Source organism: Acinetobacter sp. YH12021, assembly GCF_013420145.1.
Classification (GTDB): Bacteria; Pseudomonadota; Gammaproteobacteria; order Pseudomonadales; family Moraxellaceae; genus Acinetobacter; species Acinetobacter towneri.
Window position 1 is genome coordinate 145,930 of record NZ_VOYT01000001.1, and the last position, 13,001, is coordinate 158,930.

Annotated in this window: 12 protein-coding genes; 4 read left to right on the forward strand and 8 right to left on the reverse strand. The window is 41.7% G+C overall.

Going from position 1 to position 13,001, the window contains the following annotated elements:
• Positions 1-55 precede the first annotated feature (55 nt).
• Entirely contained in the window at positions 56-1,198 is a 1,143-nt protein-coding gene (locus FTT91_RS00625; protein WP_131261776.1) for an acyl-CoA dehydrogenase family protein, read from the reverse strand.
• Between the two features lie 516 nt (positions 1,199-1,714).
• Here FTT91_RS00625 and FTT91_RS00630 point away from each other — a divergent pair.
• Positions 1,715-2,725: a glycosyl transferase family protein gene (locus FTT91_RS00630; RefSeq protein WP_180168770.1), complete on the forward strand. Its 1,011-nt coding sequence runs from the start codon at positions 1,715-1,717 to the stop codon at positions 2,723-2,725.
• Between the two features lie 84 nt (positions 2,726-2,809).
• On the opposite strand, the gene FTT91_RS00635 is transcribed toward FTT91_RS00630, so the two are convergent.
• Together FTT91_RS00635 and FTT91_RS00640 are read right to left on the reverse strand one after the other, a co-directional pair.
• The gene (locus tag FTT91_RS00635) at positions 2,810-3,079 is read right to left on the reverse strand and encodes a YeaC family protein (RefSeq protein WP_004972971.1); all 270 of its coding nucleotides are present in this window, start codon (positions 3,077-3,079) and stop codon (positions 2,810-2,812) included.
• Complete coding sequence (locus FTT91_RS00640; RefSeq protein WP_207973958.1) at positions 3,079-3,996, reverse strand: NAD(+) kinase; 918 nt, start codon at positions 3,994-3,996, stop codon at positions 3,079-3,081. The genes FTT91_RS00635 and FTT91_RS00640 overlap by 1 nt, the downstream gene beginning before the upstream one ends.
• A gap of 179 nt (positions 3,997-4,175) precedes the next feature.
• On the opposite strand from FTT91_RS00640, the gene mrcB reads away from it, so the two are divergent.
• Both mrcB and FTT91_RS00650 read left to right on the forward strand, forming a co-directional pair.
• A complete protein-coding gene (gene mrcB, locus FTT91_RS00645) occupies positions 4,176-6,569 on the forward strand; it encodes a penicillin-binding protein 1B (protein WP_131261780.1) in 2,394 nt (797 codons plus the stop codon).
• 72 nt (positions 6,570-6,641) lie between these two features.
• On the forward strand, positions 6,642-7,160 hold the full coding sequence (locus FTT91_RS00650; RefSeq protein WP_180168897.1) for a tetratricopeptide repeat protein: 519 nt from the start codon (positions 6,642-6,644) through the stop codon (positions 7,158-7,160).
• 78 nt (positions 7,161-7,238) lie between these two features.
• Here the strand turns inward: FTT91_RS00650 and FTT91_RS00655 are convergent, their stop codons facing one another.
• A complete protein-coding gene (locus FTT91_RS00655; protein ID WP_180168771.1) occupies positions 7,239-8,138 on the reverse strand; it encodes an NUDIX domain-containing protein in 900 nt (299 codons plus the stop codon).
• 138 nt (positions 8,139-8,276) lie between these two features.
• Between FTT91_RS00655 and hemP the strand changes: the two genes are divergently transcribed.
• The gene (gene hemP, locus FTT91_RS00660) at positions 8,277-8,447 is read left to right on the forward strand and encodes a hemin uptake protein HemP (protein WP_004972965.1); all 171 of its coding nucleotides are present in this window, start codon (positions 8,277-8,279) and stop codon (positions 8,445-8,447) included.
• Positions 8,448-8,558: 111 nt separating this feature from the next.
• On the opposite strand, the gene FTT91_RS00665 is transcribed toward hemP, so the two are convergent.
• From FTT91_RS00665 to FTT91_RS00680, 4 genes are all read right to left on the reverse strand, one after another.
• On the reverse strand, positions 8,559-9,908 hold the full coding sequence (locus FTT91_RS00665) for a HAMP domain-containing sensor histidine kinase (protein ID WP_096901849.1): 1,350 nt from the start codon (positions 9,906-9,908) through the stop codon (positions 8,559-8,561).
• A 17-nt stretch (positions 9,909-9,925) separates the two neighbouring features.
• Positions 9,926-10,588, reverse strand: a complete 663-nt coding sequence (locus FTT91_RS00670) for a response regulator transcription factor (RefSeq protein ID WP_096901847.1) — start codon at positions 10,586-10,588, stop codon at positions 9,926-9,928.
• A gap of 131 nt (positions 10,589-10,719) precedes the next feature.
• Positions 10,720-11,076 (reverse strand): NirD/YgiW/YdeI family stress tolerance protein, encoded by a 357-nt coding sequence (locus FTT91_RS00675; RefSeq protein WP_131261782.1) that lies wholly within the window; start codon positions 11,074-11,076, stop codon positions 10,720-10,722.
• A gap of 112 nt (positions 11,077-11,188) precedes the next feature.
• A complete protein-coding gene (locus FTT91_RS00680) occupies positions 11,189-12,946 on the reverse strand; it encodes a GspE/PulE family protein (protein WP_004972956.1) in 1,758 nt (585 codons plus the stop codon).
• Positions 12,947-13,001 lie beyond the last annotated feature (55 nt).

The following is a 13,001-nucleotide window of genomic DNA, read 5'->3' on the forward strand; positions in this document are numbered from 1 at the left end:
GCTGACTCTGGAGATGATCCTTGATCTTTATTCAATTGGACTTTTAGGCATTGTTTTAACGCCCCAATAAACCACGCGCGACAATTTCTTTCATAATTTCATTGGTTCCACCGTAAATTCGCTGGATTCGCGCATCGACAAAGAAACGAGAAATCGGGTATTCCGTCATATAGCCATAACCGCCAAACAGTTGCAGCAATTGATCGGCAATTTTCATTTGCATATCTGTCGCAAAGCTTTTTAAAGCGGCTGCAGTTTCGACGTCCAGTTTGCCCTGCATATACAATTCGACGTTTTGATTATAAAAAGCAGCGGTTGCCAATTCATCAATTTTAGCCTGTGCCAAAACAAAACGGGTATTCTGGAACTGACCAATGGCTTGTCCAAACGCCTGACGCTCTTGCACATATTGTGTGGTCACATCAATTGAACCTCGAATAGCACCCAATGCAGTAGCTGCAATCGCAGTACGTTCACGTGGCAATTCTTGCATTAAATAGGCAAAACCATGCCCTGCCTGTCCTAACAATTGATTTTTCGGCACTTTGACATTGTCAAAGAATAGCTCTGACGTATCTTGTGAATGCAAACCAATTTTTTCCAAATTGGTGCCTTTTTTAAAGCCTTCCAAGTGAGTATCGACCAACATGAGCGACACGCCTTTGGCACGTGCTTGCGGATCAGTTTTTACTGCCAAAACCACCAAGTCTGCATGCTGACCATTGGAAATAAAGGTTTTAGAGCCATTCAGTACATAATGATCTTCTTGCAAAATGGCATTAGTACGCATGGCTTGTAAGTCTGAACCCGCACCTGGCTCGGTCATGCCAATTGCACCAACTACTTCACCCGACACCATTTTAGGTAGCCAGTATTGTTTTTGTTCTTCTGTACCAATATGCAAAATGTACGGCGCAGCAATTTCAGAGTGACAGGAAATACCTGTAGAGAGTGCGCTATAACCTGCACGTGCCGACTCTTCGACCAACATTAGGGAATAATGCGTTGGAACACCATAGCCGCCATATTCTTCAGGCACATCAATACATAAAAAACCATTTTCACCTAACAGATTCCACACGCTGCGCGGCATGATGCCCTCACGTTCCCACGCAGCATAATGCGGTGCAATATGCTCCTGCATAAAACGTCGAAAGTTATCTCTAAATAATTCTAAATCAGCATCATAAGCCAGCATATCCAATCCTTTATTTTTCAATTGTTGTTTTCAACAGTATCCATGCTATGCATTTTTATGCAGGCTGTCATGTGTTATCCCTACAGATTGTCTTACTTTACAGTCAAACTTTAGTCGTCATTTCAGATGTGCAAACGAAGCTTGTATAAGCTGAAGCTATGAATAGTGCTGCAAACTGTTGCCGAAGTTTATACACTAGTATACTAGGGTCTGTTGACAATTCGTCTATGTTTGCGGCATGAGAGATATATCTCGCAAGGTTTTTTAGCTGATATAAGGCATGGGACAGGAAATTTAGTCATTCTAAATGACTGGCACATAACGCAATAGCAGCAAAAATATGCTCGCCCTGAAAGGCTGTGGCTAAAACTTTCTCAGATTGCGTTATGAAGCTTAGCAATAGACCCACTATTCCCTGCGCTTCATGCCTGATCTGCTCAGTTTTAGCCTACAGCGCAAGCCATTTATGAAATGTCATCAGACCCTAATTTAAATTGATGTCGTGTGAACTCGCTTATGCCAAATACAAACCCCAATAAAAGAAATATTTATAAAGATGTAGAACATCCATTTGCACAATTTATTCGAATTATTGGCAAAGGCAAAACAGGCGCACGTTCACTGACCTATGATGAAGCCTATCAAGCTTTTTCTATGATTTTGCGCAATGAAGTCTTGGACGTTCAATTAGGCGCTTTTTTAATGCTGCTGCGTGTGAAGGAAGAATCTGTAGAGGAGTTGGCAGGTTTTGTGCAAGCCACCCGTGATCAACTGCTATTTAAACCGCTTCAGGTCGATTTAGACTGGTCATCTTATGCAGGTAAACGCAGACATTATCCGTGGTTTTTATTGGCAGCGCTGACTTTAGCAAAACATAACTATAAAGTGGTGATGCATGGTGCTTCTGGGCATACCATCAACCGTTTATATACCGAACAAGCACTGCAATATTTAGATTATCCAATTTGCCAAAATGACCTAGACGTTGAACAGCAATTGGCACAGCGTAATTTTGCTTACTTACCATTGGATGTTATTTCACCGATTTTGAGTGAGTTGATTAATTTACGCAATGTGATGGGTTTACGTTCACCCATTCATACCCTTGCCCGTTTAATCAACCCTTTTAATGCCAAAGCCACCATGCAGGCGATTTTTCACCCTGCCTATCGCAGTTCACATCAACAAGCCGCATTTCAGCTGGGTTATCAAAACAGTGCAGTGATTAAAGGCGAAGGTGGCGAGTTTGAACGCAACCCCGATGCCAAAACTTTAATTTGTGGCATCAAAAATGGCGCTTTATATGAACACGAACTGCCTAAACTGACCGATAACCGCAGCCCTATAGAAGAAGAACTGGATTTGGCAGTATTTAAAGCCGTCTGGCTAGATCAGCAAACTCATGAGTATGGTGAAGTCGCCATTACCGAAACCATAGGTATCGCTTTATATACCATGGGCGTTTGTGATGATTATGCTGTAGCGATGCAAAACGCACAGCAGCTTTGGCAAAATCGTCACAACTAAAACGTCATTGAAAATACAAAAAAAGACACCCATCTCAGGTGTCTTTTTCATCTTTCAATTTTCATGAAAGCAGTTTTGCATCATTTAAACAAAACGAATCGGTTTAAATTCTTCATGCTTGTGATGATCGTCATCGCACTGCTCGCCTTCTTCTTTAGTGCCACGGTCAATATAGCCACTACGCTCAGTTTCAGGCAGGTTTTTCATTTCCCACGCATACACTGCTTGCATACAAATTTGACGTTGCTCTTGGGTCAGCGCAACACCATTAGGCCACTTGCCAATTTCAATTGCCGTTTTTAAACGTCCAACAATTTCAGGATCGAGTACGGCAAGCATTTGTTCAATATTCATCATTCATCCTGCTGTTGCATTGATTCAAAATCTTGATTCCACCCTAACTTAGTACGACAAGCCATATAGAAGTCATAACCTGGTGGATGTAATAAATTTAATTTATAAGGATGTTTGCGGATATGCAAACTATCTCCGACATTTAATGAAACACTATGTTGACCGTCAGCACTAACCATCGGCAACACACGGTTTTCACGAATATTGATTTTAATTTCGCTGTGTCCACCCACCACAATTGGGCGTGAAGACAAGGTATGTGGATGCATAGGCACCAATGCAATTGCATCCATGCTCGGATGTACAATTGGGCCACCACCCGACAAAGCATAAGCCGTTGAACCTGTTGGGGTCGAAACGATTAAACCATCACTGTGCTGACGATAGACATATTGCCCATCAATATTCAGTTCAAAGTCAATCATGTGAACCGACTTACCCGAATGTAGCACCACATCATTTAAGGCAATCGCTTCATAAATGATTTCACCTTTAGAGCGCACTTCCATTTCCAATAAAAAACGACGGTCTGACTGAAAATGTCCTTGCAAAACCTGATCGAGTTTAAAGATTACTTCTGTCGGTTTAATATCGGTTAAAAAGCCTAAACGCCCACGGTTCACACCAATTACAGGGGTATTGTATTTAACCAAAGCGCGCGCTGCGTGCAGCAATGAACCATCCCCCCCCACCACAATCACCAAATCGACCACTTCGCCTAATAAAGCACGGCTGACTGTTTGGGTGTTGTTATAAGGTACAAGTTGAGCAGTGTCAGAATCAAAAACGGGATGCAAACCCAATCCTAAAATATGGTCGTGTATCAGACATAATGTTTCTACGACAGAATATTTGTCTGGACGGCCAATCAGTCCAATGTTCCGAAAGTTCTTATGTGAAATTTGCACCTGCGATATCGCTCCGCTACGATTCGACGCCTATCATAGCACTAACCTAGTTGATTTAAAAAAACTTTAAAACTACATTTCTGCTCAATTTTATGACGATATTTTCCCTTCAGTCACAGATTAATTATTGCAAATTCAGTAAAAGCTTCGCATGATTAGCAAAATTTATCAGGATCTTATCGCGATTTATGAAGTCTGAGCGTGGCATAGGCATAATTGCATTACTATTTTGCATCATCGTTATTGGTGGATTTATTGCATTTAGTATCTACTTGATTCGTCTGGATAATATTGTCAGAGACAAATTTGAAGGACAGCGTTGGGATATTCCAGCCAAGGTTTTTGCACGCCCGTTAGAAGTGTATAGCAATGCACCTGTCAGCCAGACCGACTTTACTCAAGAACTGAAACTGCTTGGCTATAAAAATACAGATAATTATGCTAAATCAGGCAGTTATGTCAGCGATGGTAATACTTTATTTGTGCATACCCGTGGTTTTGACTTTGGAGACAGTGTCGAACCTGAACAGGTTTTAAAAGTCAGTTTTGCCAACAATCAAATTAGTGAAGTGAGCGCCACCAAACCATCTAATACAGGTATTGCACGTTTAGAACCGATGTTGATTGGCGGAATTTATCCACAGCACAATGAAGATCGAGTGCTGATTAAACTGAATAAAGTACCTAAACCGCTGATTGAAGCCCTTATTGCCACTGAAGATCGTAATTTCTATCAACATCACGGCGTTTCAATTCGTGGTACTGCACGTGCTATTGTCAGCAACGTCACTGGTGGCAAACGTCAGGGTGGTTCTACCCTTACGCAGCAATTGGTGAAAAACTTTTATTTAAGCCCAGAACGCACCTTAAAACGTAAGGCCAATGAAGCACTCATGGCCATGCTGATTGAACTACATTACAGCAAAGATGAAATCTTAGAAGCCTATTTAAATGAGGTGAATTTAGGTCAAAACGGTAACTATTCTATTAATGGTTATGGTCTAGCTTCACAGTTTTATTTTGGTATGCCGTTGCGTGAGCTAAACATTTCACAACAAGCCTTTTTGGTCGGTTTGGTACAAGGTCCATCATTATATAATCCTTGGCGCAACCCTGAAGCTGCCAAAAAACGTCGTGACATTGTACTAAACAATATGTTGGTGATGGGTTATTTAAACCAAGAACAATATGAAAAAGAAACTGCGCGTCCCTTAAATGTCATTACAAAACCGACCATTGGCCCTGCCCGTTTCCCTGACTTTTTAGATATTGTCCGCCGTCAATTACGTACTGAATATCAAGAAGGAGATTTGACCAATCAGGGTTTGCGTATCTTCACGACGCTTGATCCGATTGCACAAACCAACGTACAAAATGCTTTTAAAGCATCGGTTGAGCGTTTAAGCAAAGCCAATCCAAAGCGTTTAAAAGATTTACAAGGCGCGGTGCTGATTTCTCATCCTGAAAATGGCGAGTTAGTGGCAGCGGTAGGTTCTACGCAAGATTTTACGGGTTTTAACCGTGCCTTGGACGCCAAACGTCAAGTTGGCTCACTGCTCAAACCGATTATTTATTTAAGTGCAATTGAGTCTGGTCGATATAACTGGGCAAGTCCTGTAGAAGACAGTCAGATCAGCATCCCAATTGATGGTAAATCTTGGACACCACGTAATTACAGTGGCAGCGACCATGGGATTGTGTCTATGTCACAAGCCCTATCTCAGTCTTATAACCTGTCTGCAGTTCGTTTGGGTCAGGAGTTTGGACTATCCACCTTCCGTAATCACCTCATTAAATTTGGTGTACCAAGTGATGCGATTCCGCAATATCCATCTATTTTCTTGGGTGCGGTAGATTTATCACCAATGCAGGTGATGGATATTTATGGCAACTTTGCCACAGGTGGTTTTAAATATCCGACCAAAGCGATTCGTACCGTGGTCGATGCCAATGGACGTTTACTGGATCGTTATGGTTTAACTGTACAACAAACTATTGATCCTTCTGCCGCCTATATTTTGAATTATGGCTTACAGCAAGTGATGAGTTCTGGTACAGGTCGTTCAGCTTATAATAGCTTATCGACAGATTTAAAATTGGCAGGCAAATCAGGTACAACCAATGATACTCGTGATTCATGGTTTGCGGGCTATTCAGGCAATTATTTAGCCGTTGTATGGCTTGGTTTGGATGATAACAAAGTCACAGGCTTAACAGGCTCGTCTGGTGCTTTGCCTGTCTGGAGTAATGTGATGCAGCAATTGCGTCAAAAACCTGTCAACTTACGTCAGACCGAACAAATTCAATGGCATTGGATTGACCGCAGTTCTGGGCATTTATCTGCACAAGGCTGTGAAGGTGCGATGTATATTCCAGTGAATCGTAATAATGTACCGCGTCAGGCAACCGCATGTGGTTTTTCACACTATCAAGTTGAACCCGTTTACCAACCCGATACTGAAACTCAGCAAACAGCTCCTGAAACCAGTGACAGTATCGAAAATTATATCCGTGAAACTGAACCCGTAACAGATGACAATACCGATGGTCGTGTCATCTCAAGTGGCAGTTATATCAATTAAACTTGAGGATATCGGTCAGTTACGCTTATGAAATTATCACGTTTAAGACAAGTTTTTTTCACCACATTCGCTATGGGTGCGATGGCAACGATTGTAGCTTGCCAGAGTTTACCTGAACCGCCTGCTCCTCAGCCTGTGCCTGAAAAACCTAAAACTGTGACGACACCAGAAGGTGTGGTGATTCGTCCTTATGAACGTGAAGAAATTAAGCGTCAATCGTTGCAAGTGGTGGTGCCACAACAAACCGTGCAACAAAAATTAGAGGATGGTCGTAGTTTGCCTGCTTTTCAAAAGTTGATGCAGCAAACCCAGACCGCTTATAAACAAGGTCAATTCAATCAGGCCGAAACAGCAGCTTTGCAAGCGCAGCGACTTGCCCCGCAAGCGGCTGAAACCTATTTATATTTGACTTTAATTGCCAACCAAAAGAAGCAACCCGCTAATGCAGAAGCCTTGGCACGTCGTGGTTTAAGCTATGCACAAAGCGATGCTATGAAACGTCAATTATGGCTAGTCATTCAAAAAGCAGCACAGCAACAAAATAATGCCAAAAGCCTTGCGCAAGCCCAACAAGCTTTGAAAGATTTGTAAGGACGATAATTTAATAAACTAAAAATCGCTGAGTGTGATTACATCAGCGATTTTTTTATTTGCGCAAACTAGAAAAAATCAAATAAAACGTACACCTGCAATGCCATAGGCATGATGCTGCTCTGCGGTAGTTAAATCATCTTGAGTTAAGCCACCCAAAGCAAAAACAGGAATATCGACAAATTCAGCGATCTGCTGGAATTTTTCCCATCCTAAAGGTGTGGCATCATGATGCGTAGTAGTTACTAAAACAGGACTGAGTAAAATTGCTTCACAACCAATTTGCTGTGCATGTTGTGCCGAAACAATATCATGACACGCTGCAATATAACGCTGCCCAACTTTTAAATCGCCCTTTTGTAATTGCATCAGTTGCGATTGTTTTAAATGAATTGCTGCAATGGCGTGTTGCTGAATCGTATTTAATTGCTTCCACAATTCCAAATTGACAATCACTTGCCCCAGTTGCTCAATGCAATATTCTGACAATTCGACCTTGCATGCAGCATTGGGTTCAACCCGCCAATACAGCAGTTTTTGCTTAGGCAAATTTGCTAAATGTTTTAAATTTTCACTGACTTTAATTGCCTGTTGCCACACTAGTCGTTGCACAATTGCACGATTGGCTTGTGGAAAATTCAGCTCTAAAAGTTGCGGACGGCTAAACCATGTCCAAGGCACTTGAATATCTTTTAATAAAGCTGCGGGTACAGCAGCCTGAAAAATATGCAGATTGACAATCACATCATCATATTCATGGCAAATAATATCAAAAGCATGCCAATGCTGTATGCCAACACCAACTTCTTCAAACACTTCACGGCGGCAAGCATCTACAGGAGTTTCGCCTGCTTCCACTTTCCCACCTGGAAATTCGTGTTTATTGCCCTGATGTTGTTTGGCTTCGCGCCAACCCACCAACACTTTGTTTTGATGAAATAACAGCGCAATTGCCACATGAATATTTGGCTTGGACATGAACCCGATTCCTTTTTTGCAATGTACGTTTTACTGCAAATTGTAGACTTTTATAAAATTAAAAATAATCCGTTGACAGGTTTACATGATAATGATTATCATTTAAAACAATTCTTACACACCACGGAGTAACTCAAAATGAACGCCCCATTTAACTTATTTTCACGTCATTCAGACACTCAGCATGCCCTACCTATGTTACATTCAAATAACTTGTTCGCGCTAGGACGCGAAATTCGTATTTTGCATGCAGGCGAAGAATATCGTTTACGCTTAACCCGTAACAATCGTCTTATTCTCACAAAATAATTAAAATAATCAACACAATAATAAACGTGGAAACAGCAGTATGAATCAGCGCATACTGCTTTTAAGTTCTGACTTGTTTAATTTTAACTTGCTTCCTAAAACCAATCATATTTACAACTGGGCTTTAGGCAACAAAATACGCACTTTTAAACCACCTTGTTCAGCACGTGAAAATTCAATTTTTCCTGCATGCAACTCTATAATTTTCTTACAAATCGACAGTCCTAAACCAGAACCTTGAGTTTTACTGCCTAAAGCACGGTAAAAGCGTTCGCCCAAACGTGCCAAAACGTCATCAGTCACTGCATGACCATTGTCGGCGATGCAAATTTCCTGCATCAATTCATGCGGTTTCGCTTCAATCCAAATACGTCCTTGAGGTGCTGCATAACGCACTGCGTTGTCAATCAAGTTGCGCAGGCAGCTAAATAGCAATTCAGGATTGCCTTGCACTTGTATCGGTTGAATATCTGACTGAATCTGAATGGCTTTTTCCTGAATAAACGGCGTCAGACTTTGTAAAACTTCCTGCACCAAGTCTGCTATAGATACCGCACTTTTATTTAACGATGCCGCATCTGTCGGGTCTAAACGTGCCAATAACAGCAAATTTTCCAATACTTGTGTACCACGACTGACATCACGCTGAATTTGCTCTAAATCTTGTGCCAACTCAGGTTGTTGTTGGTATTTACGTTTTAGCACCTGCAAACGCAATTGAATGGCAGATAAAGGAGAGCGTAACTCATGCGAAGCATCTGCTGTAAATCGCTGTTCTGCAATTAAAGACTGCTCTACTCGCCCCAACAATTTATTCAATTGCTGCAGCATGGGTTGCAGTTCTTTCAATTCAGGTTGTGTGGGGATAATTGGCGTCAAATCATGTTGATTTTTTTCTGCAATTTGTTGGGAGAGTTGCTGAATCCGCTTAAATTGACGACCAATCATAAAATGCACAATTGCCCATTGCAGCAACCACAACAGCAATAAAATAGCGGCATAGCCCAAACTGGTTGCAGCAATTTCCTTAAAGCGATATTTAAGCGGCTGCACGACAATCACATGCAAGCCATCTTCCTCTGCCACATAGCTGCGCCAAATTTGCCCATCTTGCCAGTGAAATGAAAAACCATGCTCAGATGCCACGGCAAGCTGAGGCAAGTGAAGCGGAGGTATGTCTTGTTCATCTTCAGAGGTGGTCAGAATCAGATCATCCAAACCCAATTGATAGGCAATATGAAATTGCTCGCTCAACTCATCGACCTGATTGCCTGCATGGTCACGCAAGTCTGCTCGCAGCAACATATCGGCTATTTCATCCATAATCTCGTCATGGACTTGCATGGTTTGGTAACTGGCAACCGCCAATAATAAAATCAGGGCGAGTCCACCCGCCAAGACCGAGCTTAAAACGGAGCTTTTAACCAGTTTGGATTGTAAAGAAATGACCTGTTTAGACATGCAGAGATCAAACTGAATTAGTTATCTTGCTGCATACGATAGCCTAAACCTCGTATGGTTTTAATGCGGCTACTGCCAATTTTTTTGCGTAATTGATAAATAAATACTTCAATCGCATTACTTTCAATTTCATCGCCCCATGCATATAAAGACTCTTCGAGCTGTTCACGAGTCACCACATGCTGCGGGTTTTGCATCAGTTTATGTAAAATCTGGAATTCCTTAGCCGTTAAATTGACCTGTTGATCATCCACTTTCACTTGTTTGCTTTGCGTGTCTAAAACCAAGTTGGCAAATTCAAGCTGCTGTGTCGGATGACTTTGCGCATTGCGTAACTGACTGCGTACCCGTGCCGAGAGTTCTTCAAGGCTAAACGGTTTAACCAAATAATCATTGGCGCCCAAATCAAGTCCCTGTACCCGATCTTGAATACTATCGCGCGCAGTAATGAAAATAACAGGAGTATCCTGTTGCTGCTGTCGTAAAGCGTGCAGAATTTCATCACCGCTATTTTTAGGCAACCCACGGTCTAACAACACACAATCATAATGATGCTGCTGAATGGCTAAAATGGCGTGATCGCCACGCTCGACCCAATCGACATTATAACCATCCATTTCCAGCCAGGTTTTAATACTTTCTGCTTGTGATACATCATCTTCAGCCAAGAGTAGTCGCATGCCATCCTCTGTTATTTTTGATGTACTTCAATTAAGAATCTAAGAATTATAAAACCACATCCCTCCTGTGAGGTATGTGGTTTTTCAGTGATGAATGCTGCTTGAAGTAAATCATGCGCACGCATTGAATGTTAGAAATGAACCTGATCGACATCTATTTCAATACGTTTTGCAGGCTTGTGATCAATATCCACTTCACCAATTAAGGTAACAGGCGTTTTGGCAGAAACGGCTTTGCCATTCCATAAATCATCATCAATATCGACCGTAATGGTGCCTGTGTTATCACGGAACTGATATTTTTCATCACCAATAGATTTCACCACATAACCTTTTAACTGCACTTTGCTATCATCTTTCAGGCTTAATGCTTGTTTTACCGTTACATTTTGATGTAGTGCTTGGGTATTAATGCTGTCGTTTGCCATGGTGATTGAAGCTGCTGCCATTAAACCTGCCATCAACATTGCTTTCATTGTAAATTTCATTGCTTCACCTTTTTGTGTTGCTCATTTCGTTATGGTGATTAAAACAAAGCAAGATGAACTGAATCTTAAGATTTCCATTTTTTTAAAATTCATCGTAAAAAGTTTGAATCTGCTAATTTAATGGCACTACGCGCAACACTTCCTCTAAAGTGGTCATGCCTTCTAAAACTTTACGCGCGCCCGCAATACGTAACGGTTCAATGCCCTCTTTTTTAGCTTGCTGACGTAATTCATTTAAATTGGCATTGGCGCTGATGAGCTGTTTGGTATCTAAACTTAACGGCATAAACTCATAAATTCCGACCCGACCTTTATAGCCCGTTTGACGGCATTCATCGCATCCAACAGGTTTAAACACTTGTGCAGGCATTTCCATAATGTAATCGAAGGTCAAATGTTCCCAATCTTTTTCATTTATTGAGCCTTCTTGCTTACAATGCGGACACAGTTTACGCACCAAACGCTGTGCCAAAACGCCTAAAATTGTGGCAGCTGTCAAAAATGGCTGTACGCCCAAATCATGCAAACGAGTCAAACTTGAAGGCGCATCATTGGTATGCAGTGTCGATAAAACCAAATGCCCCGTCAGTGCCGCTTGAATTGCCATATTTGCGGTATCCTGATCTCGAATTTCTCCGACCATAATAATGTCAGGGTCTTGACGCATTAAGGCACGCACACCATCGGCAAAACCTAAATCAATTGCAGTATTCACCTGCATTTGGTTAAAACTCGGTTCTAACATTTCAATCGGGTCTTCAATGGTGCAGACATTGACTTCATCGGTAGCCAATTGCTTTAGCGATGAATACAGCGTGGTGGTTTTACCCGAACCTGTAGGGCCTGTAACCAAAATAATGCCGTGACTATGTGCAGTCAGGGCATGCCATTCATTCAACAAACGACTATCAAAACCCAATTGCTGAAAACTGCGTACCAATACTTCTGGGTCAAAAATACGCATCACCAGTTTTTCGCCAAACGCCGTTGGTAAGGTCGATAAACGCAGTTCAGTTTCTTGTCCTTTTGGAGTTCGGGTTTTTAAACGTCCATCTTGCGGTTTACGTTTTTCGGCTACATTCATACGCCCTAAAATTTTAATCCGTGAGATGACTGCGGTAAGCGTATTGGCAGGCATGTTATAGATGGTGTGCAACACGCCATCAATACGAAAACGTACTTTGCCAGTATCTTTACGTGGTTCGAGGTGAATATCACTTGCGCCTTGTTCAAAGGCAAATTGCAGCACCCAATCCACCAACTTCACAATATGTTGATCATTGGCATCTGGGTTTTGGGTATCGCCCAATTGCAATAAAGCCTCGACCCCTTTATTTTCACGGTCATGTGCAGAAGATTTTTGTGATGAGTGTACTGCGCGACTCACTTGGTAATATTCGATCAAATAACGCTGTAATTGATCTGGGCTGAGTAAAACTCGCTGAATTTTTTTGGGCAATAAACTATGTTCTAAGTTGGCAACCCATTCTTTTTTATAAGGTTGATCTGTCGCAATTAACACCGCATCTGCAGTCACTTCCACCGCTAAAATACGGTTACGCAGTGCAAATTCCTGCGACATCACAGCTGTTAAAGCAGCAACATCGGCTTTTAACGGATCAATAATATAGAATGGCAAGCCTGATTTATCAGCCAGCCATTGGCATAAACGGTTTAAAGTTAAAGTGGTTTGGGGATGACTTTGATCGACCAAATTAAAGTTGGCAATCCATTGTAACGGATGCCATTTTAATTGATCACGTTGACGATGCGTGGTTTGTACCAAAGCCTGATCACGTTCGGTAATTTTACCATCTTTGACTAATTGTTCTAAGCACCAAGTACTGTCTATTTCAAAATTAAAATTCATTGTTATATGCCCCAAAATCTGGGTTTACTATAGCAGAGTTTGCTTTCAGGGCTGA

Excerpts from the sequence above, each read along its gene's own strand:
- FTT91_RS00630 (WP_180168770.1), top strand. The coding sequence starts at position 1,715 with ATGCCAAATACAAACCCCAATAAAAGAAATATTTATAAAGATGTAGAA.
- FTT91_RS00635 (WP_004972971.1), bottom strand. The coding sequence starts at position 3,079 with ATGAATATTGAACAAATGCTTGCCGTACTCGATCCTGAAATTGTTGGA.
- FTT91_RS00655 (WP_180168771.1), bottom strand. The coding sequence starts at position 8,138 with ATGTCCAAGCCAAATATTCATGTGGCAATTGCGCTGTTATTTCATCAA.
- FTT91_RS00650 (WP_180168897.1), top strand. The coding sequence starts at position 6,642 with ATGGGTGCGATGGCAACGATTGTAGCTTGCCAGAGTTTACCTGAACCG.
- FTT91_RS00675 (WP_131261782.1), bottom strand. The coding sequence starts at position 11,076 with ATGAAATTTACAATGAAAGCAATGTTGATGGCAGGTTTAATGGCAGCA.
- FTT91_RS00665 (WP_096901849.1), bottom strand. The coding sequence starts at position 9,908 with ATGTCTAAACAGGTCATTTCTTTACAATCCAAACTGGTTAAAAGCTCC.
- FTT91_RS00625 (WP_131261776.1), bottom strand. The coding sequence starts at position 1,198 with ATGCTGGCTTATGATGCTGATTTAGAATTATTTAGAGATAACTTTCGA.
- mrcB (WP_131261780.1), top strand. The coding sequence starts at position 4,176 with ATGAAGTCTGAGCGTGGCATAGGCATAATTGCATTACTATTTTGCATC.
- FTT91_RS00670 (WP_096901847.1), bottom strand. The coding sequence starts at position 10,588 with ATGCGACTACTCTTGGCTGAAGATGATGTATCACAAGCAGAAAGTATT.
- hemP (WP_004972965.1), top strand. The coding sequence starts at position 8,277 with ATGAACGCCCCATTTAACTTATTTTCACGTCATTCAGACACTCAGCAT.
- FTT91_RS00680 (WP_004972956.1), bottom strand. The coding sequence starts at position 12,946 with ATGAATTTTAATTTTGAAATAGACAGTACTTGGTGCTTAGAACAATTA.